General features: G+C 61.1%; 18 protein-coding genes and 2 pseudogenes. 5 read left to right on the forward strand and 15 right to left on the reverse strand.

All coding sequences use genetic code 11. The annotated features are described in order from the left end of the window. Nucleotides 1-88: 88 nt before the first annotated feature. Entirely contained in the window at nucleotides 89-709 is a 621-nt protein-coding gene (locus ACZ9H4_RS31600) for a hypothetical protein (protein ID WP_476122447.1), read from the reverse strand. A gap of 650 nt (nucleotides 710-1,359) precedes the next feature. Between ACZ9H4_RS31600 and ACZ9H4_RS31605 the strand changes: the two genes are divergently transcribed. Beyond that, on the forward strand, nucleotides 1,360-1,848 hold the full coding sequence (locus tag ACZ9H4_RS31605) for a tyrosine-type recombinase/integrase (protein WP_476122448.1): 489 nt from the start codon (nucleotides 1,360-1,362) through the stop codon (nucleotides 1,846-1,848). Here ACZ9H4_RS31605 and ACZ9H4_RS31610 read toward each other — a convergent pair. From ACZ9H4_RS31610 to ACZ9H4_RS31635, 6 genes and pseudogenes are all read right to left on the reverse strand, one after another. Continuing rightward, a complete protein-coding gene (locus ACZ9H4_RS31610) occupies nucleotides 1,795-3,240 on the reverse strand; it encodes a DEAD/DEAH box helicase (protein WP_408328256.1) in 1,446 nt (481 codons plus the stop codon). The genes ACZ9H4_RS31605 and ACZ9H4_RS31610 overlap by 54 nt on opposite strands. Before the next feature lie 135 nt (nucleotides 3,241-3,375). Continuing rightward, on the reverse strand, nucleotides 3,376-3,627 hold the full coding sequence (locus ACZ9H4_RS31615; protein WP_408328253.1) for a hypothetical protein: 252 nt from the start codon (nucleotides 3,625-3,627) through the stop codon (nucleotides 3,376-3,378). A 72-nt stretch (nucleotides 3,628-3,699) separates the two neighbouring features. Then, nucleotides 3,700-3,900: pseudogene (locus ACZ9H4_RS31620) on the reverse strand (YbfB/YjiJ family MFS transporter); the annotation flags it as partial. A gap of 51 nt (nucleotides 3,901-3,951) precedes the next feature. Further along, nucleotides 3,952-4,929, reverse strand: a complete 978-nt coding sequence (locus ACZ9H4_RS31625) for an alpha/beta fold hydrolase (RefSeq protein ID WP_408328250.1) — start codon at nucleotides 4,927-4,929, stop codon at nucleotides 3,952-3,954. Between the two features lie 83 nt (nucleotides 4,930-5,012). After that, a complete protein-coding gene (locus tag ACZ9H4_RS31630) occupies nucleotides 5,013-5,393 on the reverse strand; it encodes a tautomerase family protein (RefSeq protein ID WP_408328247.1) in 381 nt (126 codons plus the stop codon). 20 nt (nucleotides 5,394-5,413) lie between these two features. Continuing rightward, nucleotides 5,414-6,826: an amidase gene (locus ACZ9H4_RS31635; RefSeq protein WP_408328244.1), complete on the reverse strand. Its 1,413-nt coding sequence runs from the start codon at nucleotides 6,824-6,826 to the stop codon at nucleotides 5,414-5,416. A 270-nt stretch (nucleotides 6,827-7,096) separates the two neighbouring features. On the opposite strand from ACZ9H4_RS31635, the gene ACZ9H4_RS31640 reads away from it, so the two are divergent. Further along, nucleotides 7,097-7,678: a TetR/AcrR family transcriptional regulator gene (locus ACZ9H4_RS31640; protein ID WP_408328241.1), complete on the forward strand. Its 582-nt coding sequence runs from the start codon at nucleotides 7,097-7,099 to the stop codon at nucleotides 7,676-7,678. Between the two features lie 20 nt (nucleotides 7,679-7,698). Here the strand turns inward: ACZ9H4_RS31640 and ACZ9H4_RS31645 are convergent. Together ACZ9H4_RS31645 and ACZ9H4_RS31650 are read right to left on the reverse strand one after the other, a co-directional pair. Then, nucleotides 7,699-8,662: pseudogene (locus ACZ9H4_RS31645) on the reverse strand (aldo/keto reductase). An 11-nt stretch (nucleotides 8,663-8,673) separates the two neighbouring features. Continuing rightward, a complete protein-coding gene (locus ACZ9H4_RS31650) occupies nucleotides 8,674-10,209 on the reverse strand; it encodes an MFS transporter (protein WP_476122449.1) in 1,536 nt (511 codons plus the stop codon). On the opposite strand from ACZ9H4_RS31650, the gene ACZ9H4_RS31655 reads away from it, so the two are divergent. Together ACZ9H4_RS31655 and ACZ9H4_RS31660 are read left to right on the forward strand one after the other, a co-directional pair. Beyond that, a complete protein-coding gene (locus ACZ9H4_RS31655) occupies nucleotides 10,115-10,318 on the forward strand; it encodes a hypothetical protein (protein WP_476122457.1) in 204 nt (67 codons plus the stop codon). The two genes, ACZ9H4_RS31650 and ACZ9H4_RS31655, sit on opposite strands and share 95 nt — an antisense overlap. Before the next feature lie 123 nt (nucleotides 10,319-10,441). Then, complete coding sequence (locus tag ACZ9H4_RS31660; RefSeq protein ID WP_408328238.1) at nucleotides 10,442-10,828, forward strand: MarR family winged helix-turn-helix transcriptional regulator; 387 nt, start codon at nucleotides 10,442-10,444, stop codon at nucleotides 10,826-10,828. 335 nt (nucleotides 10,829-11,163) lie between these two features. Here ACZ9H4_RS31660 and ACZ9H4_RS31665 read toward each other — a convergent pair whose 3' ends face one another. Next, entirely contained in the window at nucleotides 11,164-12,150 is a 987-nt protein-coding gene (locus ACZ9H4_RS31665) for a hypothetical protein (protein WP_408147928.1), read from the reverse strand. Nucleotides 12,151-12,494: 344 nt separating this feature from the next. Between ACZ9H4_RS31665 and ACZ9H4_RS31670 the strand changes: the two genes are divergently transcribed. Next, nucleotides 12,495-12,680, forward strand: a complete 186-nt coding sequence (locus ACZ9H4_RS31670; protein ID WP_408147926.1) for a hypothetical protein — start codon at nucleotides 12,495-12,497, stop codon at nucleotides 12,678-12,680. A 361-nt stretch (nucleotides 12,681-13,041) separates the two neighbouring features. Here the strand turns inward: ACZ9H4_RS31670 and ACZ9H4_RS31675 are convergent, their stop codons facing one another. The 5 genes from ACZ9H4_RS31675 to ACZ9H4_RS31695 all read right to left on the reverse strand — a co-directional run bounded on the left by ACZ9H4_RS31675 (nucleotide 13,042) and on the right by ACZ9H4_RS31695 (nucleotide 22,653). Continuing rightward, the gene (locus tag ACZ9H4_RS31675) at nucleotides 13,042-14,328 is read right to left on the reverse strand and encodes an MFS transporter (RefSeq protein ID WP_408328235.1); all 1,287 of its coding nucleotides are present in this window, start codon (nucleotides 14,326-14,328) and stop codon (nucleotides 13,042-13,044) included. A gap of 1,061 nt (nucleotides 14,329-15,389) precedes the next feature. Further along, a complete protein-coding gene (locus ACZ9H4_RS31680; protein ID WP_408147922.1) occupies nucleotides 15,390-16,823 on the reverse strand; it encodes a basic amino acid/polyamine antiporter in 1,434 nt (477 codons plus the stop codon). A gap of 124 nt (nucleotides 16,824-16,947) precedes the next feature. Continuing rightward, entirely contained in the window at nucleotides 16,948-18,477 is a 1,530-nt protein-coding gene (locus tag ACZ9H4_RS31685; protein WP_408147920.1) for an efflux transporter outer membrane subunit, read from the reverse strand. Next, entirely contained in the window at nucleotides 18,464-21,535 is a 3,072-nt protein-coding gene (locus ACZ9H4_RS31690; protein WP_408156436.1) for an efflux RND transporter permease subunit, read from the reverse strand. Before ACZ9H4_RS31690 ends, ACZ9H4_RS31685 begins: the two co-directional genes overlap by 14 nt. Further along, on the reverse strand, nucleotides 21,532-22,653 hold the full coding sequence (locus ACZ9H4_RS31695) for an efflux RND transporter periplasmic adaptor subunit (RefSeq protein WP_408156434.1): 1,122 nt from the start codon (nucleotides 22,651-22,653) through the stop codon (nucleotides 21,532-21,534). Before ACZ9H4_RS31695 ends, ACZ9H4_RS31690 begins: the two co-directional genes overlap by 4 nt. Between the last annotated feature and the right edge of the window lie 566 nt (nucleotides 22,654-23,219).

Genomic DNA, 23,219 nt, shown 5'->3' on the forward strand with positions numbered 1-23,219 from the left:
GGCTGCGCCCCTTCCCCGCCGTCAGACGCGCACGGAAGGCACCTGGAGTCTTCGCCACTGGTCAATCGTGACCGTTAATCGCAGCGAGTCATCGGACTTCAGCCACGTATCTTTTTTCGGTTTTCTCAGACGAAATATCAACTGCGAAAAAAGGCAGGGCGTGCCATATCGGAATCAGCATGGATATGCAGCAGGCGTACCGACAGTTTTGGTGACCGCCGGTCACCGGATCGACGGGGCCACCGTCAGGCAGCGTGCACTGTCCTGCCATTAAGTCGCAAACATGCAGAACCCACTGTCGAAAGGGCGGCATAGTTCGCGGAAGATTGTTGAAGAGAAGACTTCTCCATGGCTCGCAGGCCAGAGCGATCTGCAAAGACCGCCGAAGCGCAGCCACGCACTGAGGCATGCACAGGACGGGCACCGAGTCGGGCGTCGGCGCCAGCGCTTTATGAACGCTGGTCGCCGGAAGGAGCACCGCACAATCCATCTCCACGCCCGGTACCTGATCCAGCATCGCGCCTTCCTCCAGTAGCGCTTGGGAGCAGCCGCCGACGCGTGCTGCTTCGCAAGCACGCTGAAGCGTTCGGAGTGCAAGTCTCGTGTGCCCTTGCCAGTGCTGAACCAACGCTTGCAGCACGTGGAGCTTGACTGAGAGCAGCAGTCGGACCGGCACGATGGACAACGCCGGCTCCAGCAAACCGGTCACTCGATCGAGTCGATGCCGCTGCAATGCAAGCCGGATTCGGCCCAGCCACGGCCCACCGAGCATCTCCGTAACGGGAATCCATACCGGCTCGGGCGGCGATGCGTCGCTCGACACGTGTGGTAACGGCGCTCCGATGCGCGCCGGTTCGCCGCGCTACCCCGCGATGTAGAGGCGCTCCCACGCGATCGACACCATCGACAGTGCAATGAATTCCGGTACTGCGGCGAGCGTGATGTCTTGTTCGAATTGCGCTGCGAGTCTTCCGCGGTGTCCAGTTCGTCCAAAAACCACGGCGTAGGTTTCGCAACGGAAGGCCGTCAATCAAGGAATTGATGTTGTTCTGCGATTTTTGTCAAACAGATCAGATCTCCCAGATACCACCATGTCGCTCACAGATGCGCAGGTGCGCGTCGTCAGCTAGAACCCATGGAGCCCCGGCAATCGATTGTCCGACGGCGGTCGCATGTACCTCCAACTGGATAAGTTCGGAGCCGAATATCGGCGGTCGAATTACCGGTTCGCCAGCAAAGAGAGAACGCTCGCGCTTGCTGTCTATCCGGGGCGTGTCACTGGCCAGGGCTCGGCAAAAAAACTGATAAACGTGCTGCGCGGCTCGGCGCGGGCGATACATTTGAAGCTGTTGCATCGGCATGGGTGGAAGAACGCAAGTTCTACGTCGAGTCGAGCCACGGCAACACGAGAACACACTCGCGCGCTTCAGCAATGATGCCTTCTCCTGGCTCGGCAAACGTCCAATCTCTGAGATTGATGCGCCGGAGATCCTCGAAACGCTGAAGCGAGTCGACGGCCGCGATGCACGCTACACCGCTCGTCGTCTGCGCGGAGAAATAAGCCGCGTCTTCCGATACACGATCAAAGAGGGCTTCTGTCAGTCAGCCCCGGCTCGCGATCTCGTCGGCGCTATTGCGCCCGCGAAAACAACCCATTTCGCCTCGATCATCGAACCAGCTAAAGTCGGTGAAATGCTTCGCGCATTCGATGGCTTCAAAGGCACGTTCCCGGTGCTATGCGAACTGCGACTGCCCGCCGACCTGTTCCAGGGCTGGCGTTACTCGCCGCACGGATCAGGGTTGGCGTTTGCCGCGGCCACCAGCGGGTTTGCCGTCCGCCTTACGTGAACCCACGGCTGGCTTGCTGGCGGGTTTGCTGCGTGGCTTTTGCACACTGAATGGGTTACCGCTGGACAAGCTCGTGCCTTTAGCCCCGGCCACAGCGCGTTGCGCCGCAGGCTTGCGTTTGTTTTCGCCAGTTTGCGGGCGCGGCTTTTTGCTGAGCACCTGCGTGGCGCCCGGCGCAGCTTGCGGCACTTTGGGCTTCTTGGGCTTTTTGGGTTTCTTGATGATCTGGCCCGTCGCGCTGGTTTGCGGCACGCGGTGTTCGGCTTCAAAACCCGGCTCTTCTTCACGGGCCAGCGTTTGCCGGATCAGCGCTTCAATCGCGGCCAGTTGCGGCGCTTCATCGGCACACACAAGGGACACCGCCACGCCGCTGGCGCCCGCGCGGCCGGTACGGCCAATACGGTGCACATAGTCTTGCGCCACGATCGGCAGATCAACGTTGATCACCAGCGGCAGGTCGTCGATATCCAGCCCGCGCGCAGCCACATCGGTGGCTACCAGCATCTGTACTTCGCCCGTCTTGAAGCGCTCCAGCGCACGCAGGCGCGCGGGCTGCGGTTTGTCGCCGTGGATGGTGTCGACGGCATAGCCCGCTTCATCCAGCATGGCCGCCAGATACTCCACGCCATTGCGGGTTTTGACGAACACCAGCGCGTGCTCCCAGTTGTTCTCAGCCACGAGGTGCATGAAGAGGTCGGGCTTGTTCTTTTTATCCACCGGCACCACCCACTGCTTGATCTTGCTGGCCGTGGCATTGGGTGGGCTGACACTGATATTGATCGGGCCGCGCAGAATGCCTGCCGCCATGGCGCGGATATCATCGGTGAACGTGGCAGAGAACAGCAGGGTCTGGCGCTGAGCGGGCAATGCAGCAAAGACGGCGTTGAGTTCGCGCGCAAAGCCCAGATCCAGCATGCGGTCGGCTTCATCCAGCACCAGCGTTTGTACTTGATCAAACTGCACTGCGTTCTGGCGATGGAGATCCAGCAAACGGCCCGGCGTGGCCACGAGCACATCCACGCCTTTGCGCAACTTCATCATCTGCGGGTTGATACTCACACCGCCGTAGGCAGCCAGAAATCGTAAGTCGAGGCCTTTGCCGTATTCGATAAAGCTTTGCAGCACCTGTTCGGCCAGTTCACGCGTGGGCACCAGCACCAGAACACGCGCGCGGTTGCTGGACACCGCCGGGCCGTGTTGCACCAGTCGTTGCAACAGCGGCAGCGCAAAACCCGCCGTTTTGCCAGTGCCGGTCTGTGCCGCGGCCATGACGTCCTTGCCACTGAGCACAGCAGGAATCGCCTTGGCCTGCACCGGCGTAGGTGTCTGGTAATTGAGGTCCTGCACATTACGCAGCAAGGGATCGATCAAGCCAAGCGAGGCAAAAGACATTGGCGTATTCCGGGCTAAAGCCGCAATTCTAGCGGTTACCGCCTGATTGCGCCGCGCAGATCAAGGTCAAAACGATCGACGTTGATCGCCACTAAAAAACGTAGCGGTGCCGGGCGCCACGCCGGCAAGCTGCACCTACGAGACACCGATGAGCAGCACTGCCGCCAGCGCCAGCCCCAATGGCATCAACAGCAAACGCGCCAGTGGCTGCGCAACCAGCCAGGCGCGCACCCGCATTGCCGCCAACTGCCCGAAATAAGGCCACAGTCCAGCCAGGCGATCCATGATCGGATCTGTCGCGGTAACGACAATCAGAAGGTCCGGCATCAAAATCGCGCACATGATCCGTAAATGGTCGATGCAGAACGACCGCGGCACAAAAACCACAGCGGAGTAATTCTATCCTCCGATCACGTAAGCATTCCTATTCACTCACAAATTCTATCGCCTCATTTGTAAGCCGACGAGATTCGCGGCACCGAGATAGACGACATCAGGCGCGGAAAACCAATGCGCCTGAATCAGAACCGCAAGCAAGGGCGTGTAGGCGAAATGCGCAAGGCCAATGCCGATCAGACTCGCGCAGAGTCCCGGGAAAACAGAAGGCCATACCGTCGCTGGACGATCCACGACTTTGGAATGTGTAAGGCTCGACAACATGAACGCCGAAGGAGATGCCGATTGACACGACACGCGCGAACCACCGTTGGACTACATCTTCGCCACCTGCAAGACCGCTTCGGCGAAGGCATGCGGCGCTTCTTGCGGCAAGTTATGACCGATACCGCCTTTGACTTCATGATGCCGGTACTTGCCCGTGAACCAACCGGCGTAAGCGGCGGGTGACTGATGTGGCGCGCCGTTCGCATCGCCTTCCAGAGTGATCGTCGGTATGGAGATCTTTGGCGAGAGCGCGAGTCGCTTTTCCAGTTCGTCGAACTGCGGTTCACCTTGAACGAACCCTAGCCGCCATCGATAGTGGTGAATGACGATCGCGACATGATCGGGATTATCGAAGGCCTGAGCGGTACGCGAGTATGTTGCATCGTCGAATCTGAATTTCGGCGATGCGTTTTGCCAAATCAGCTTGTTGAATTCGTTGCGATTCTCTGCATAACCCGTGGCGCCGCGCTCGGTGGCGAAGTAATACTGGAACCACGCCTGTAATTCGCCGCGAGGTGTCAACGGCTTGCGATTGGCGCTCTGGCTACCGATCAGATAACCACTCGCTGACACGAGCGCACAACATCGTTCAGGCCATATCGCAGCGACGATGTTCGCCGCGCGCGCGCCCCAATCGAAGCCGGCGAGTATCGCCCGATCGATTTTTAACGCGTCCATCAAGTCGATCACGTCCGGCGCGAAGACGGCTTGTTGACCATTGCGCGGCGTGTCCGCGGAAACGATGCGTGTCGAGCCGTAACCCCTGAGGTACGGCACGATCACACGATAGCCCACCGCTGCCAGTATCGGCGTCACTTCCACGAAGCTGTGGATGTCGTGAGGCCAGCCGTGCAGCAGGATGACGACCGGTCCGTTCGACGGGCCTGCTTCGGTGTATCCGACGTTGAGTCGGCCGGCGTCGATTTGCCGGTTCGGCCCGAGCGAGGCGGCCGAGGCCGCTCGCTCGGCAATCACGATTCGCGACTCGGCAAAGCTATTCGCCGACCCGGGCAGATCGAGAAACATCAACGCGGCCAACGCCGACGTATTGCCCAGCAGATGGCGGCGCTGGATGTTCAGTGATCGACATGTCTGTTTCTCTTGTCGCGCTAACTGACGTACTGAGCGATGCCGTGTCCGTACGACCAGTTCTCCTTTTTCACCTCGACGAGATTGATCAACACATTCTCGGGTCGTACACCCGGTGAAATCGCGAGGCCATCGGCGATGGCCTGGTAGAGCGTCTTCTTCTGCTCGATAGTACGGCCCTCGTTCCAGGTGATCTGGATCATCACGAGGTCGTCGTTGCGCCCGACGCCGAGATAGGTTTCGTCGAACTGAAAGTTGTCCGCTTCGTGTTCACTGACGATCACGAAGCGGTCGTTCAGCGGCACATTCGCACCGAGCATCGCTTCATACACAGCGTTGCCGAGTTGCCGACGGTAAGCGGCACTCTTGCCTTTCAACAGATCGATACGTACGAGGGGCATGACTTTTCTCCTCAGGAAGTTCAGATGCGGGACATGTCGGGATGAAGACCGCGTACCGGACTCACGGCTTCGAGTAACGAAGCGAGGTGCAGGATCGTCGATTCCGCCATCCACGGCGATACGAGCTGCACGCCGATCGGCAGTCCTTCGCGGCTCGTACCGAAACGCAGCGACAGCCCCGGAAGTCCGGTCACGCTCAACGGCGCCGTGGCGGTCATTACATGCAACGACGACACCTTCTGACCGTCGATGTCGAATTCCGCCGCGTCGTGTTCGTGCGCCGGCACGGTCGTCACCGGGCAGATCAGCGCGTCGTAGCGCTGGAAGTACGCGGCGAATCCGTCGCGCAGTTGTTCCGCCTTCTGTTCCGCGTCGACGAAATCGGCGATCGAGGTGTCCGGCGTGTCATAGACGCCTTGCACGTGCTTGAAGATCTTGTCTTCGTGGCCGGCCGTCACTTTTCGAAACGCGGGCTTCGTTTCCATCACCTGGAGTTTCCAGAGCAACTCCAGCGCATTGATCTCTTCGAGCACCGGAATACGCACCGGCTCGACGGCGATGCCAAGACTGGTTAGGGCTTCGGCCGAGGCACGCACAGTCGCGGCGACGTCGGCATCGACCGGCGCGAACGCATCGACGAGCCAACCCACGCGAAGCGGGCGACCCGGCGACGATCCCACGCCCGCATCCAGTTGAAGCGGGGCCGTCGAAAAACCATCCGCGCCGTCAGGACCCGCGAGGAGCGAGTACGCGAGCGCGACGTCGCGGACCGAACGCGCGATCGGGCCGACGTGCCAGAAACGGCGCGGCACGCGCGGCCAGATCCCCGTCATCGGAATGCGTCCGTGAGTCGCCTTGAGCCCGACGACGCCAGTCAGGGCCGCCGGACCTCGGATCGAGATCGCGACGTCGGTGGCGAGGCCGATCGGCGACATGCCCGCTGCAATGGCGGCGGACTCACCACCGCTCGATCCGCCCGGCGTGCGATCAAGATTCCACGGATTCAGCGTGCGTCCCGAAAGCAGGTTGTCGGTCTCGATCCAGAAAGAGAATTCGGGATGATTGGTCTTGGCGAGCAGGATGCCGCCCGCTTTTTTCATGCGAACGACGGTGGTTGCGTCAGTGTCGGGCACGCGGCCCTTGAAGATCGGTGAGCCGCGTTGAGTCATGACGCCGGCGGTATCGATGGCATCTTTCGCCGTGAACGGAACGCCATGCAGCGGCCCGAGTTCACGACCGGCCATCACCGCCGCCTCCGCAGCTTTTGCGGCGTCAATCGCGTCGTCGGCGACCGTGACGATGGCGTTGATCCTGCGATCGACGGCATCGATGCGCTCGAGATGCGCCTGTACGACTTCGAGCGGCGACACTTCCCTGGTGCGAATCAATTCGGCGAGTTTGCTTGCGTCGAGTGAGACGAGTTCGGTGCTCATAAGGATGACTCCAGGAGTGTGTTGGAGATGAAAACAAGGCAGCGCTGCATCTATCTACCTAACGTTTGTTAGGATGTACGATAAGCAATCTGCCCGGCGTCGTCAACACCATTCGCGCCGTAGGGATTTATTGGCGCGGCGAGCGCAACCGTAAAAGCGGACGCACATTACAATCGAGCGTTAAGGGATTTCGCCGCCGTTCTGGCGAAACGCAAGGCTAATCGGCCTCGATGGTGTTCGAGGCTACTCATCTTTATCGAGGACAGATTTGTGGCAAACCAGGCAAGTACGAGCACACATTCCAGTGACAAAATCCTGGCTGCCGCGACAAAGATCGCGCAGGCGCACGGCTACGGCGGATTGAACCTTCGCGCGCTCGCCGAAGAGGTCGGTATCAAGGCCGCGAGCCTTTACCATCATTTCCCGAGCAAAGCCGATCTCGCCGCCGCCGTCGCCAAACGTTACTGGGAAGATGCGGCGGCCGCGCTGGAAACGATATCGGCGAAGACACCGGATGCAGTCGGCTGCCTGCGCAAATACCCGGCAACGTTCCGCGCGGCGCTGGCGAACGACAACCGCATGTGTCTGGCAAGCTTCATGACTGCCGAATACGACGATTTACCCGACGTCGTGAAGACCGAAGTGCTGGCCTTCGTCGATGTCAACGTGGCGTGGCTCGCGAAGATGCTCGTCGCAGCGGAAATCGTCGGCGCAAAAGACGCCAGGACGCGCGCTCGCGCGATCTTTGCCGCCGTCTCGGGCGCACAGCTGATGGCGCGCGGTCGCGCCGACATCAAGCTCTTCGATACGTTGATCGACACGTATCGTGCAGCCGGACTTCTCCCTGCCTAACAGATGAAGCCACGAGAAGATCAACGTCCCGCGTCTCCGCGACGGTATTCGGCGGTGAGATCGTCAAATTGATTCTTGAGTGCTTCAGGCAAGTTGTAGTCCGCAGCGGCGAGCGTATCGATCAGTTGATCGCTTCTGCTTGCGCCGAGAATGACCGAGGTAATCGTGGGATTGGCCATGACCCACGCGACGCCGAGCTTGGGCAGCGGCTCGCCGTTCGCGCGCGCGATCGTCAGAAGTTGCTCGACCGTTTCGAATTCACGATCGCGCCAGTAACGTGCTTTGTACATCGCGCCGAACGAACCCATTTCCGGCGAGAAGCGTCCCTTGTCCGGATCGTCTGCCTTGCGGTAGCGCCCAGTGAGCAAACCGCCGGCGAGCGGGTTGAAGGGGATGACGGCGAAACCCTCTTCCTGCGCGAGCGGCAGCAAGTCACGCTCGATTTCGCGAAACAGCAGGTTGTAGCGCGGTTGCGCCGAGACGAAACGCGCGAGCCAACCGGTACGCCAGAAAATTCGATACGCCGATATAACGCGTTTTCCCCGATCGCACGATGAGGTCGAGAGCTTCCGCCGTCTCGTCGAGCGGCGTCGCCGGATCGTCCATGTGCAGCTGGTACAGATCGATGTAATCAGTGTTGAGCCGCCGCAACGACGCGTCGATGGCATCGAGCAGATGCTTTCGCGACGACCCTCTGTCCCACGCCGACAGCCCCATCGCGCCGCCCGCCTTCGTCCCTACGATAAAGCGATCGCGCTTGCCTTTGAGCCAGCGCCCGGTGATGCGCTCCGCTTCGCCGATCTCGTGCGGCTCGGCGCCGCCGGGATACATGTCGGCTGTGTCGATGAAATTCACGCCGGCTTCGGCCGCCGTGTCGAGTATCTGGAACGCGTCGCGCTCTGCAGTCTGATGACCGAAGGTACCCGTCCCAACGCAAAGGCGGGACACTGAGAGGCCGGTACGGCCGAACTGCGCATACTGCATGGCAACCTCCGTTAATCCAGCAAGGTATTGACGGCGCTCGGTCCAGCCGCCGCATGCGGCGCGGTCTCCTCGGCATCCGTCAACCACCATGTCAATGCGGCAGCAATGATCGCGATTGCGGCGGCAACGCTCAGGAGAATCTGATAGCCGCGAGCGAGACTCGCGACCAACACGGCTATCTCGACTTTCTGACCTGTCAGCGCTTGCGCCGCGGCTGCGAAATTGCCGTTGGCAGTCAGTCGCGTCATCTGCGCCTGGTCTTGCAACGATGCCATCGGAAAATGCAGCGCGACATCGCCGGCAACGCTCGTGAACAACACCGCGCCCAATGCAGCAAACCCAAGCACCAGGCCACTGAAACGCACGGTTCCCGCGATCCCCGATGCCATGCCTGCCCGTTCAACCGGGATCACGGTCATGCTGACCTTTGGCACCTGGCCATTCAGAATGCCCGCACCCAATGACGCGATGAACATCGGTACCAACACCGAGAGATAACTCAACCGACCAATTACGATTGACGTCATCGTTAAGCCAACCGCGACAAGACACAGGCCGATCGACAATAGCGCGCGCCCGGAAAAGCGATGATCCAGATACGCCGATACGATGCGCGGCATGACAAAAAGCGGAGCCGCGAGCGGCAGCATCATCAAGCCGGCGACGAGCGGCGTCCTATGAAGCGCGCTCTGAAAGAAAAATGGAAGATACGTGAGCATCGTCAGAAAGGTCACCGGATAGGTGACGCCCGCGATATTCGCGCCAAGAAAGGTGCGCTCCTCGAAGTAAGACAGATCGACCATCGGCCGGGACTCGCGCCGTTCGACGATCAGAAAGGCAATCAATAGCAACACTGCTACGCCGGCGCGCCACAGGATCCAGTGGTTGCTCCAGCCCTCCCGATTTCCCGAGATCAGTGCCCACGTCAGCAATCCAAGAAATCCGCTGAACAGCACCACGCCCATCAGATCGATGCGGCTGGCAGCGGGATCTTTCGATTCTTCCACGACGAACAAAGTCAGCCCGATCATGACGGCCCCGATCGGCAGGTTCACGTAGAAAGCCCACTGCCAACCCAATGATTGCGTGATCAAGCCGCCCGCGACAGGCCCAAGCATCACCGCGATCCCGATCACGGAACCCCAGAACGCGAACGCTTTGGCGCGCTCTTTCCCGTGGAACGCATGCGAGAGCACGGCCAATGCGGCGCTCAGCAACAGAGCCGCGCCGATGCCCTGAACGGCGCGCGCGACGTTCAGCGACACGACCGATGTAGCCGCGCCGCAAAAGAACGACGCCACGGTAAAAATCGCGAGTCCGAGCACGAGAATCCGCTTACGCCCAAATCGATCCGCCAATGCGCCCGCAGGCATCAGCAGGCTGGCGAAAGCAAGTACATATGCCGAAATGACCCACTCGATCGACGCAAAGTCCGCATGCAGCGATCCTGCGATGGAACTGAGCGATACGGCGACGATGTTTGCGTCCAGATTAATCATGAACGATGGCACTGAAACGCACAGCAGTAGCAACAACTTCATGTTCATAAGATTCCCTTTGTTCGGCACGCAATGCAATAGCGAGATCCATCCCATGATGGCATATGCCACCAACGCACCAGCAAGAGCGATCGAACTTCGGTTCTTCAGGGCGTGAGTTAACTGGCATATGCCATAATACAGAAAATTCGAGCGAGGTAAACCGATGCATCGACAAACCGAGAAAGCGCTGACGTCCAGCGCGTGTAGTTATGGTGCGCTTCGCCGTGCGACGCGAAGCATGGGGCAACTTTACGATCAGGCGCTCGCACCGACGGGCATCAACGCGGCACAATTCAACCTGCTGCGCACGGTCGAGAAGCTCAGCAATCCGACTCAGAGCGAACTTGCGGGCGATATGGTGATGGACCTCTCGGCACTGGGGCATACGCTCAAACCGCTGATCCGCGAAGGCTTCCTGAGCCTCGAGAAAGACACGAATGATGGTCGGCGTCGAATCGTCACGCTGACCAAGGATGGCCGGGACAAACTGAAAGAAGCCAAGTCGTACTGGAAGCCGACTCAGCGCCGCTTCGAGTCGACGGTGGGCGCGGCGGCAAGCAACGAGTTACTTGCTTTGCTGGATTACCTCGCTTCGCCCGCCTTGCGCGAAACGCTCTTGAAATAGAAGCGGCAACGGCCTTTCCGGTCCAGACCTGCTAATGTCGGTTAGCTGGCGAGCAAGGTTATCGCGCGCGACGACAGGGCGGTCCATGGGGCCAATGGTGCAGCGCAGGTCGCCAGCGAACGCCTCCCATTGCGCGACGATCGCTTCCATGTTCCGCAAGATGAAGTCAGCTAGCCGCATGTCCGCCTCGTTAGTGGCACATCGCCCTGAACTGCGCTGGTTCTACCAAGCCCATGTTACGCGGGGTTTTCTCGCCCGCCCCCTCGGGTCCAGCAATCGCGACCGATCATTGCCCCGTCCGGAGAAACGGAATCCGGGGCGGTCGTCAGGAACAGTTAGAAACTCATTGCAAAGCCGAACGACACGCCGTGCACATTGTGTCCGAACACGTATCGCACCATCGCGCGCGTGCGAGTAATGATGACGGGATACTTGCTGCTGTCGAGTTCAAGCCCGACTCCCAGTGACGTGAGGTCGTTGAACCCCAACACGCCGGCACTGTCCCCGAAGTAGTGCGAATAAGCGGCCTCTAGCACGTAGCGGATCGGCCGGTCCAGCGCGTGCCAGCCGGTAGGTGCTCGCCAGCGTGTCCACAGGCTCACTTGCTGCGCCATGGCCGAACCCTGAACCGCCTCCGACGAACTGCCGAAGCTGCGCAGGTAGATGTCCGTGGCACGCAATTCGGCGTCGATTTCGTAGTTTTCGCGGTAGTGCTCGTAGTCGAGCATGAGTGAGCCGCCGTATCCGTACGCATCCAGCGAGCCATTCTCGAGAAACTGCAGATTGCTGTCAGTGGCCCGATTGAAGATAGATTGCCCCACCTTCAGGTCGCTTGAGACTCGTCCAATCGTACCGTTCAGTATCGGACGGAACACCAGTTCATCCGTGATCCGGAAATCCCAGCCGACGCCCACTGTGCCGCTGAACGTGTTCCATTTTGTCGGCACCGCACGCTGCTCGGTGCCATTCGTGGCGATAAAGATCGGATCGTACCGGCTGTAGGCAAGCGTCCCCTCAAGGTACAACGGAAAGGATTTGCTGATCGTGAAGCCGCCGCCAAACTGAGTCTGACCGAAACCGGGATTCCCGGTGGTGCCGCTATTGACCGACAGATTACTGGTAGTAACGTCGGGAACCGTCGTGTAGGTCATGATCGCGAGCACGGCGTTGGCGTGCTGCTTCACATTGCCGCCGACCACGGTAGTGCCGGTCAATTGGCTCGGCGCCGTCTGCGCATTCGACAGGTGGGGCAACAGGGTGAAGGCCAGAGCAGCGCATGCCCGTGATGTGCGGCGGGAGCGTTGAAACCAGAACGGTGGCATTGTCAAATGACCTCACCATTTATTCGCGCGATCGAAAGCCGCCCCATCGCGTACTCTACGCACATGACACGCTCCTGTCGGGTCTGTAGCCCTCCCCGCAGCGTTCGCAAAATGCGTGCGCTTTTGCCAGCGGGACCAAACGCCCGCGGCAAGGGGACTTTCGAATCGGGACAAATGATGGCGCATCCTTCTGAAATCGCCACGTAAGCTCCTACCCTCTTATCCAGATCAGACGGTGTCTGAAGCAATCGCCGACAAATCAGTATAAGTAATGTAATTCAACGAAACGACGCGCGGCAGTTGTAACTGCGAATATGCACCGTGCGTAGATTCCGGAGATGCCGATGATCAATCTGATCAAGCGGGGCAAAGACCTGATGCCAGGCATGGCTGAATTTGCAGTGGAGCGCTACGTGCAGCAGCGTCATCTACCGCGAACCGCCCACCGCTATACACATACACTTGCACTCCGCGCCCGTTCGATTCATGACCACGGAAATCGGCGGCTGAGAACCCCGGGATCCGAATAGCGTGTCCTTCATGGTGACGCCGCAGATCTGCCTGCGGCGCGCCATTGCCGACGAGCATCAGCTTGCCGGTCAAAGCGAAGATGGCGGAAATAGACAGGCGGATGGGCGGCGGTCGAGTTGTCCGAAAGACTGAACTATCGCGCGGAGCCGCGTGAAGAAGTCAGTAAAGCCTGAGAGTTGGCGCGTCCTTTTGCGCGCGCAAAAGGACGCTGACTTCGCTGTGAGTAAAACGCGGTGCCCTGAAACGAGCGTTCAATGCGTCGACGATCTGAGGCATCCAATCGACTGACCAGGCGTTCGTGGTCCTCGACTCGTCGGCACCACGAAACGCTGCCTCAGAATCCGGCGCTCCTCTGCGTGTTCACACCGGCGCGCTACGCAGCCGCGCCACGCTCCGCTCACGCACCGTAAGCGCCAACGCAACCAGCCCGAGCGCCGCGAGCGCACTCGCCACAACGAACGCCGACGAATACCCCGCGCCGTACTGAATCATGAACCCGGTGATGCTCGGCGAGAGAATACCCGCGAGATTCGCGAGCAAATGCACGAAGCCGCCGGTCGCACCGATTCGCTCACGCGGCACGATGTCCTGCAGCAGCGACCAGCAGGCCTGCGGCGTCATGAAGGCGAAGAGACTCGCTACCGCGATCAGCGTGACGGCAGGCACGAGCGAACTCACGCGCGAGACGAGCATCACGCAGATCGCCGCCATGCCGAGGCCCATCATGATCACGGTCTTGCGCGCGAAGAGAACGTTGCCCGTGCGCTTGTAGAGTCCGTCCGAGATCATGCCGCCCAGCACGAAGCCGAGCGTCGCGCCGAGCCACGGCAGAATGCCGACCATGCTCATGTGCTTGATATCCAGGTGCTGGTAGTCGGTCAGGTAGCTCGGCAACCACGAAAGAAAAAAGTACAACACGTAGTTAAACGCGAAGAACGCCATCGCCACGCCGAGCACCGGCAGCGAAAACAGATAGCGGAATACACCATGCGACGTGGCGACCGCGCCAGTAGAGGCCGAAGGCGTCGGTTGACGGTCGGCGACGATCCACTGAGCCTCTGCCTTCGATACCGACGGATGTTCATCCGGCTGATCGCGAAAGCAGCGCCACCAGAACGCCATCCAGACGAAGCCGAGTGCCGCGATCACGGCGAACGAGACGCGCCAGCTGAATTGCAGCGCGACCAGTCCGACGATCGGCGCCGCGACGGCCGCGCCAAGCGGCTGCCCGGCGTTGGTGAGACCGACCGCCCTGCCCGCTTCACGTCGCGGAAACCAGTTGGAAATGGACTTGTTGGTCGTGGTGCCCATGGGTCCTTCGGCGACGCCGAACGCGACCCGCGCGACCATCAGCGTGGCGAAGTTGCCGGCGAACGCGGTCGCCCCACAAAACGCGGACCAGAACCCCGCCGCGAGCATGAAGACTTTGCGCGGGCCGAATTTGTCGGCCGCCCAACCGCCGACGAAGCAGAACACGCAGTAGCCGATAAAGAAGCTGCTGAAGAGCAGACCCATCTGCGCGTCGTTGATGTGCAAGTCCGCCTTGATGATCGGCGCGACCACGGACAACGCGGCGCGATCCAGATAATTCAGCATGCCGGCAAAGAACAGCAGCGCGGCGACCACCCAGCGGTATTGCGACTTCATGGCTTTCTCCTCACGTGGCCCAGGCGGTGGGATGCGCCTGAACGCATGCGTCGGCCTGGAGCGGGAGTGCGGCTTCTGATAACTGCAGGAGCTTCCGGGCCTGTATGCGGTGGGCTTTGCGCCGACCTGGGCGGGCTGTTTTGGCGGCGACCTGAAGGTTGGGATGTGGTGTTACGTCGCCCCTAGTCTCATATGTCGTCGTACATCATCGATCAAGTTTAAGGCTACTGACTGGGTAGTAAAAGTAGCATTTACCCGAGGAATTCAGCGACTGCTGAATTTTGACCGGCGACTCCAAGGGGAGTTATCTGGTCGCTAGCTTGTTCATCGCGGAACGGACTAGCGAGACGTATCGATATACGACAACCGATAACATATAGCGTGCAGACCTGCCATGTTGCCCGAGCGGAGAGATGGTTGCGTGCGAGGCAGCTAACTGAAGCGCGCGCATCAAGTCTTGCAAGCCGGGTACAACCACGCTGCGGGAAGATTGGCCGCTAAGGCCTCGCTTTGTATTTGCGGCGGTTAAAAAGACGCAGACGGTTAGTTGCGTAATTGAACCTTGACTTGCCCCGCTCATCAAAGCCCCGCCGCACTGCGTTCCCACTCCGAAACCAACGATGTCTGAATACCGGCTTACGCTGGTCGAGAAACGCACTCCCCCTTCCGGTGCGTCTTCGCTTCCGAAGCCGCGCAGGCAGTGGCCCCCGTTCGCTGCTCATGCCCTTGACCAGCGAACTCTCGTAGCCGCGATTGACCCACTCCTTGATTGCCACTTTCGCGGGCGGCGAATAACCCGCAATCGTCGTGGCGAGCGCGATGCTCTCGTCGCGAGAAGCGAATGGAGACGATGTAGGGCGATACGTTCCCGAGTGAGGGCGAGAAAGACGCGGGAGATAGTGTGCCGTGCGGACAAACATCCGTCCGCACGAGGCAAGCTGCTTGAATTGCTGCGCGAGAGATCGTCATTCCCCGCCTAGCGCGGGCATCGGCAAGTTTCAGCCGACGTTCGATTGCCGGACATGGCATGCCGTCCGGCACGAATACGACAAACCGGCAGTTCAGATCACGATCGCCCCGGTTATCAAACTAACCAGCGCTGCGATACCACCGCACACCGCGACCGCGAAAATGATCCACTCCGTTCTGATGAACACAGGCACGCCGCGCTCGCGTCTGGCGAGGATGAACAGCACGGTGCCAGGCGCATAGAGCATCGCCGACATCATCAGGAATTTGGCGCCGCCCGCAAACAGCAGGAACGCCGTATAAAGCGTGGCGAACGCGGCAATGAAGTATTCCCGGCGCAAGACGCTGCGCTGCTCGCCGCCTTGTTCGATGTCGTGACGCGCGGCCTTGATGCCGAAAGCCGCAACCAGAAAATACGGAATCAACGCCATCGAACTGGTGAGATTGATCATCAGCGAAAACGCATCCGTTGACCAATACGTGCTGATCACGAATAGCTGCACCACGGTGCTGGTCAGCCAGATCGCGGCGACCGGCAATTTGCGCTCGTTCTGCTTGGCGAATATGCGCGGCATCGTGCCCATGCGTGCCGCGGCAAACAGCACTTCGGCGCAAATGAGCGACCACGCGAGGTACGCGCCAAGAATCGAAATGATCAGGCCCGCGCCGATAAAGACCGTGCCGAACGGCCCCAGCAGTGCGCCCAGCACCGCCGCCATCGACGGCTGCCGCATCACGGCGATGTCCGCACGCGGCAACGTCGCGTAGGGCAGCAGCGTCACCAGAACCAGCAGGCACAGCACGGCCGCGAAGCCGTAGAGCGTCGCGGCGCCGACATGCGAGCGCTCCCTGGCATAGCGTGAATACACGCTCGCGCCCTCGATGCCGACGAACACGAATACGGTGACGAGCATCGTCGAGCGGACTTGCGAGAACAGTCCTGCCGACAGTGCATCGCCGCTTTCCCAGAAATTCGCGTGGAACATGTCGACGCGGAACAGGACGATCAATATGCCGATGAACAGGATAATCGGAATCACCTTCGCCACCGTCACGATGGTGTTGATCATCGTGGCCTGTTGCACGCCTCGCAACATCACGAAGTGAAACAGCCATATGCCGACCGACGATACGGCGATCGCAGTCGCCGTATTGCCATCGCCGAACGCCGGGACGAAGGCGCCGAGCGTCGATTTGATCAGCACCCAGTACGAGACGTTGCCGAAGCACCCCGCCATCCAGTACCCGAACGCGGAGAGAAAGCCCGCATAGTCGCCGAAGCCCGCTCTCGCATACGCGAACACGCCGGCGTCGAGTTCGGGCCGCCGTTGGGCCAGCGCCTGGAAAACGCGCGCCAACGCATACATGCCGACGCCCGCGATGCACCATGCAATGATCGCGCCGACCGGCCCAGTCGCTCGCGCGAAGTTACGCGGCAACGAAAAGATTCCTGCGCCCACCATTGATCCGACGACCATCGCGGTCAATGCGGGCAGCGACAGTTTCGGCTCGACCTGTGACGCCATTGTTCACCATTCAAAGAACTGGGGTTCTTTTAGAATGCCGTTATCGTGACATCACGGTAACGGCGTTTTCACTTGAATCGTCATGCCTGGCGACCTGTGAGGTCGTTCCGGTACATCGCCCTAACTACTGACTCGCCGATGGTGCCGGGTACGGCGGCGACACGCTGATCGCGGAACCCGCCGGTTGCCATCCGCCCCCCATCGCGCGGAACAACGCGACCTGAGCCTGCAACTGCCCGACCCTTTCCCGCACTAGCGTCGCCTGGCTTTCGAGCAGCGCGAGACGAGCCTGATCGACATCCATCACGCCAATATCGCCGATCGTGAACTGGCGCGTCGTCTTCCTGAGCACCTCGGTGCGTTGCTTGACTTCTTCATTGCGCGCGAGCTGCAATTGTTCCTGCCGCTTCAATCTCGACAGCGCCTGCTCGACATCGAACAGCGCACCCGATGCGGCTTTTTCATACGCGTGAAACGCCTGTTGTGCCTGCGCATCCGACGACTCCACCAGCGATTCACGCGCACCGAAATCGATCAACGGCAAGGCCGCGGCTGCGCCGAACAACCAGAACGTGCTGGGCCCGAGAGCCTGACCCGCAATGTTCCAACCGTTGCGTGCAAGCAGCGCGCTCAGTGAGAACGTCGGCCAGTAGTTCAGGCGTGCGGCGTCTGACTGCTTCACGCTTGCGAACAGGCGGTCACGCGCAGCGATCAGATCGGGGCGTCGCATCAACAGATCGACGGGTTGCCCCGGCGTGATCTCCGGCAGTGGCTTCGGCAAACCGCTGACAGTACTCAGCGTGGCGGTGAGTTCGCCCGGCTGGACCGCGCACAGATTCTCGAGCGCCAGTTGCGAAGCGGCGATGGCCGTCTCGACATCCTGTTGTCGCGCCTCGACCTGCGCGAGCCCGGCGCGAGCCACGTCGATATTCGTGCTCAACCCGACGCCCGCCGTGAAGCTTTTCTCTGCAATCCCAACGAAATCCGCGGCGATCTGATGGCTTTGCGCGAGCAACTCGCGCTGCTGCAACAAGCCACGGTAAGTCATATACAGATCGGCGACCCCGCCGATGACGCTCAGGCGCACCGCCTCGGCATCGCCCGCCGCGGCGAGCGTCGACGCACGCGCCGCGGCAAGACGCGCGCGTCCGCGGCCGAATACGTCGATCTCCCATTGGGTCTGAAGGCCGACGCGCCAGAAGGACGCGTCGAGATCGTTAATCCCGAGAAACTCCTGAAACTCCAGCGAGGTTTCCGAACCGTGGTAACTCGCAGCCTCGGTGCCCACGCCCACCGACGGCAGCAGTTGCGAGCGCGCGAGGCGCACGCCTGCACGCGCCTGATCGACGCGCGCGGCCGCGATCGAAATGTCGTAGTTGTGCGCAATCGCCGTCTCGATCAACTGGGTCAGCGCCGGGTCGTTGAACTGCGTCCACCATGTCGCGAGCTGCGCGTCGTCGGGCGCGACGTGCGCGTCGGCGAGCGCCGGCGACGCTTCGTTGAAGTGCTGCGGAAGCGTCTTCGGCGAGTCGAGTTTCAGCGTCCCCGTGCAGCCCGAGGCGATCGCCACGACGAGCGAAGCCAGCGGCAAACGCCGCGCAACGAGTAACGCGAGCGGCGACATCGCGCGGTTCCGGTTATCAGGTCTTTCCATGTTGATCCCCGGGTTGCTGGCCTTCTTCCCACTCCGTACCTTTGATCGAGAAGAGCAGCACATAGATCGCGGGCACTGCGACCATCGTCAGGACCGTTGCGAACGCCAGCCCCGCCATCATCGTGATCGCCATGTCCTTGAAGAAGGGGTCCCATAGCAGCGGCACCATGCCGAGGATCGTCGTGCCCGCGGCCAGCGCCACCGGCCGCAGACGGCTCATCGAGCCGAAGATCACCGCCTGCATGCGCGGCACGCCTGCGGATATCTGACCATCGATCTCCTCGACCAGCACCACCCCGTTCTTGATCATCATGCCGATGAGGCTAAGCAGCCCGAGCAGCGCCATGAAACCGAACGCGCCACGGAACAGCAGCAGGCCGATCGTCACGCCGCAGATCGACATCGGCACCACCAGCAGCACCACGAGCGCGGGCTTGAGTCGGCCGAACATGAACAGCACGAGCAGAATCATCCCGAGGAAACCCATCGGCAACTGACGGAACAGACTCTCCTGGGCGATCGTCGACGACTCGTGTTCGCCGCCCCATTCGAAGGTATAACCGGGCGGCAACGGAATCGACTCGATCGAATGCCGCACGCGCTCGAACGCCGCCACGCTGTTGCTGCCGTACGTGACGCCGGCCGACACGGTCAGCGTGCGAATCCGGTCGTTACGCGAAACGATGCTCTCTTCCGTTTGCGGCGAGACGCCGTCCAGCACGTCGCCCAGTGGCAGATAGCGCCGCTGTCCCGCGCTGAAGACCTGCATCGTGAGCAGGCGCTCCATGCCCTGTTCGCTCTCCGGCGCGCGCAGGACGATCGGCAACAACTGGTCGTGTTCGCGGAAGATGCCGGTGGTGATGCCTTCGGTGGCATACGCGAGCACGTCGTTCACCTGGCGTCGAGTCACACCGGCGGAGCGGGCGCGCGAGTCATCGAATATCGGCCGCACCACGTTGACCGGGTTTTCCCAGTCGTCGCGGATCGAGACCATGCCGCCGTCTTTATGCAGGATCGCCTGCGCCTGATGGCTCAACGTGCGCAGCACGCCTGGGTCCGGACCCATGAAGCGCGCCTGGATCGGGGTGCCGCCACCCGGCCCGAAGCTCGGCCGGATCACTGTCCAGCTCGCGTCGGGGAAGCGCTTCTCGAGTTCCGCCGTAATCGGCGGGATCATCCCGTCGATATCGCGCTGATCCTTGACCGTGACGATGAACTGCGCGTATCGCGGGTCGCGGGTTTCCGGATCGTAGACGAGGAAAAAGCGCGTCGCTCCGCCGCCGATATACGTGCCCACATTCGCCACGCCATTTTGCGCGAGCAGGAACTTCTCCGCGCCACGGGTCTTTTCAGCAACCGCACGAATATCGGAGCCGAGCGGCAAACGCATGTCGACATAGAAGATCGGCGTCGTCGAGTTCGGAAAGAAGCTTTGCTCAACGAAACGAAATCCCCACATGCACAGGCCGGTCAGCACCGCCAGAGAAACGATCACCGGCACCCGGCGGGCCGCCACCCAGCCTAACAGGCCCCGGTATTGGCGATACAACCGCGAATCGAACGGATTGGGCTGGTCGCCCTCGTCGGCTTTGAACAGATAGAAGCCGAAGAGCGGCGTCAGTCCGATCGCGACAACCCAGCTAAATAGCAGTGAGATGGCAGCCACCGCAAACAGCGACGCGCAGAACTCGCCGACAGCGTCCGGCGAAAGACCGATGCCCGAGAACGCGAGAATCCCCACGATGGTCGAAGCCAGCAGAATCCACTGGCCCTGCTGCAGCACTTCGTTGGCCGCGTCGATGTGCGACATGCCCTTCTGCACGCGCACGAGCATGCCCTCGCACACCACGATCGTGTTGTCGGTGAGCATCCCCATGACGATGATCAGCGCGCCTAACGAAATGCGCTGCAACTCGATACCCGCCGCGTACATCACGAACAGTGTGCCGAGAATCGTCAGGAACAACTCGACGCCGAGCACCACGCCCGCCCGCCAACCGAGGCCGATGCCCAACGCCACGCCGACGATCGCCACCGCCAGCATCACGTCGAACACGAAGCCCTTGACCGCGCCGTCGACGGCTTCTGGCTGATCGTAAAGCACATGCAGTTCCATCCCGAGCGGCCGGCTGCGCTCCAGCTCCTGCATCTTCGCCTTCACTTCCGCACCGACGTTCACGACGTTCACCCGGGCGCGCGCGCTGATGCCGATCGTGATCGCGGGTTCGCCGTTATAACGGATCAACGCGTTCGGAATCTTTGCGTAGCCGTAGGTCACGGTGCCAAGATCGCCGAGCAGAACCGGCCCGGCGGTCGTGCCCACCGGCAGCGCGCGAACTGCATCAAGCGAATCCAGCGTGCCCGTGGGCGCGATCCGCATCAGCAGATCCCCTACCCGCTCACGGCCCGCTGAGCGGATTTCGTTTTGCAGCGCGAGCGTCTGCGCGAGATCGTCGGTCGAGAGATTGTTGGCCGCCAGTTTGGCCTGGTCGGCCTCGACGGTGACCTGCTCCTGCTGGTTGCCCGCGATCACGATATCGGCGACATCCGGCAAGGTCAGCAATTGCTTGCGCAACTCGCGGGCGTATTCATAGAGCTGCGCCTGGGAGTAGCCCTTGCCCGTGATCGCGTAGAACATCCCGTAGACATCGCCGAACCTGTCGAAGACGACCGTCGGGCCCGCGCCGGGCGGCAGTCTCGGCTGGACGTCGCTCACCTGGCGGCGCAACTCGTCCCACACCTGAGGCAGATCGGCGGAGGTATACCTGTCGCGGATCTGGACGCGGACTTCCGAATAACCGGGCATCGACCGCGAGCGCAGAAAGTCGACCTGCTCCATCTGCTGGATCGAGCTTTCAAGCCGGTCGGTCACCTCGTTCTCCACCTCCTTCGCGCTGGCGCCGGGATACAGCGTGACGACGACCGCGGTCTTGATGGTGAATTTCGGATCTTCCAGCCGCCCGATGTTGATGTACGCAAAGAGTCCACCGAACAGCGAGACGAGCGTGATGACCCATGCGATCAACGGCTTTTCGATAAGGGGGCGCGCGAGGTTCATTGATTCACATCCAGTGGCCGCACTGCCTGCCCCTCGGCAACGAACTGCGAGCCGCCCCCGACGACCTTATCTCCCGCATGCAGATCGCCCGCTACGATAGCCACGTTATTGCGGATCTCGCGTACATCGACCGGCACCGCATGCACCTTGCTCGACCCGGTGTCATAGCGCCATACCCTGTGCTTGCCATCCTGTGTAACGGCAAGCGCGGCGATCGGCACGGAGAGCGCGAGGTTCGCGGCCTGTGTCTGGTTCATGCCGATGCGCACGCGCACCGCCATGCCCGGCAGCAGCGTCAGATTCTTCGCCTGTTTGACGCTGAACAGCAGCCGGTACGAACTCGCGGCGACCGAACTCTGCGTCGCATGTTCGCGATAGACCAGCTGCAAGACGTTGTCCGGACGATCCGGCGTCCACGCCTCGGCGCGCAGACCGCTGTTGAGCGGCAAACTTTCTGCGATGCTTTGCGGCAACTCCACGCCGATCTCGATGCGCTCCGCGTTCTCCAGATTGAACACCGGCGCGCCGGCCTGCACCATCTGCTGGGTTTCGATGGTACGGCGCGCGATCCGGCCGTCGAACGGTGCGATGAGACTGGTATTGCGCAGGTCCCTGTGCGCAAGATCGCGCTGTACTCTGGCGACTTCCAGCGTGGTCTTCAACTGCTCGAACGCGCCTCCCGACAAAATGTTTTCGTCGTGCAGCACTGACTTGCGTTTGAGGTCGTCGGCAAGCTGGGCGTACTGTGCGTCGGCGCGGCGCGCCACCAGTTGAAAGGGCTCGGGATCGATTCTCGCGATCAGTTGCCCCTTGCGCACGCGTGCGCCGTCGAGCACGGCAATCTGGACGACACGCCCGGACACCTCGAAGGCAAGCGGCGAAATGCTGGTCTGCTCGACGCGGCCGGTGAACTCGCGAAGTTCGTTCGACCCTTCCTGCGCCACAGGCACCAGCTGCACCATGCGCGGCCCGGTGTCGGTCGCGGCCTCCTGCTGCCGCCCACATGCACTCAGTAGTCCGAATGCCAGAACGATGACTATCCGCGACCGGTACGCCGGCCGCTTGACTCCGTGCAGCTCGCAGGACCCGACTGCAGGGTGGCTTTCGTGAGCGGACATTCAGGCCTCTCGGTATGGTTGATTCAATGTCGCATGCGCGCGCGATATGAAAACACTTGCCACCTGCAGCACTGGTTCGATCGACGCCTCGCCGAAAACCTCGTCCGTGCGGACAGTGGCGCCCTACCGGCGCCGAGGTCAGGCCCTACGATTCGGACAGGCGGTGCGAGGTAAAGGAGTGACTGGCGCCTTCGCGCCCGTCGATGCTCGTGAGCGCGACTGGTCCAACGCGCCGCGCACGATCCGACAGGCCATGCAATGGCCGCTACCGCGTCCTCGCTCCGGGTCTGTACCGACGATCGCCATGACTTCGGCCCAGTCCTCTACAACAGCTATGTCTATGCGTCGTATTCGGACTATCGAGGCTTGCTCCACCCTGCTTTATATTGTTCATGTCCGTTCCTCGGGTTCAAAGTTTCCTGCCTGTCGCCACAAGAAAAGTGGCCGGCAACGCTCCGATCACGGCAAACGCGGAGTTACCCATTCGCTCTGGGAGACAACTGATATGTCGATACTCTTGTTGATGCGTCGTACGACTTCGCAACTCTGACGAAAGATCGCGGAAG

The sequence above is a fragment of the Paraburkholderia sp. TE9906 genome (assembly GCF_056279605.1).

Bases quoted from the DNA above. Each gene is read 5' to 3' on its own strand.
- ACZ9H4_RS31605 (WP_476122448.1), top strand. From the start codon at position 1,360: ATGGGTGGAAGAACGCAAGTTCTACGTCGAGTCGAGCCACGGCAACAC.
- ACZ9H4_RS31610 (WP_408328256.1), bottom strand. From the start codon at position 3,240: ATGTCTTTTGCCTCGCTTGGCTTGATCGATCCCTTGCTGCGTAATGTG.
- ACZ9H4_RS31625 (WP_408328250.1), bottom strand. From the start codon at position 4,929: ATGTTTCTCGATCTGCCCGGGTCGGCGAATAGCTTTGCCGAGTCGCGA.
- ACZ9H4_RS31630 (WP_408328247.1), bottom strand. From the start codon at position 5,393: ATGCCCCTCGTACGTATCGATCTGTTGAAAGGCAAGAGTGCCGCTTAC.
- ACZ9H4_RS31635 (WP_408328244.1), bottom strand. From the start codon at position 6,826: ATGAGCACCGAACTCGTCTCACTCGACGCAAGCAAACTCGCCGAATTG.
- ACZ9H4_RS31655 (WP_476122457.1), top strand. From the start codon at position 10,115: ATGGAACTGAGCGATACGGCGACGATGTTTGCGTCCAGATTAATCATG.
- ACZ9H4_RS31650 (WP_476122449.1), bottom strand. From the start codon at position 10,209: ATGAACATGAAGTTGTTGCTACTGCTGTGCGTTTCAGTGCCATCGTTC.
- ACZ9H4_RS31660 (WP_408328238.1), top strand. From the start codon at position 10,442: ATGGGGCAACTTTACGATCAGGCGCTCGCACCGACGGGCATCAACGCG.
- ACZ9H4_RS31665 (WP_408147928.1), bottom strand. From the start codon at position 12,150: ATGCCACCGTTCTGGTTTCAACGCTCCCGCCGCACATCACGGGCATGC.
- ACZ9H4_RS31670 (WP_408147926.1), top strand. From the start codon at position 12,495: ATGATCAATCTGATCAAGCGGGGCAAAGACCTGATGCCAGGCATGGCT.
- ACZ9H4_RS31675 (WP_408328235.1), bottom strand. From the start codon at position 14,328: ATGAAGTCGCAATACCGCTGGGTGGTCGCCGCGCTGCTGTTCTTTGCC.
- ACZ9H4_RS31680 (WP_408147922.1), bottom strand. From the start codon at position 16,823: ATGGCGTCACAGGTCGAGCCGAAACTGTCGCTGCCCGCATTGACCGCG.
- ACZ9H4_RS31685 (WP_408147920.1), bottom strand. From the start codon at position 18,477: ATGGAAAGACCTGATAACCGGAACCGCGCGATGTCGCCGCTCGCGTTA.
- ACZ9H4_RS31690 (WP_408156436.1), bottom strand. From the start codon at position 21,535: ATGAACCTCGCGCGCCCCCTTATCGAAAAGCCGTTGATCGCATGGGTC.
- ACZ9H4_RS31695 (WP_408156434.1), bottom strand. From the start codon at position 22,653: ATGTCCGCTCACGAAAGCCACCCTGCAGTCGGGTCCTGCGAGCTGCAC.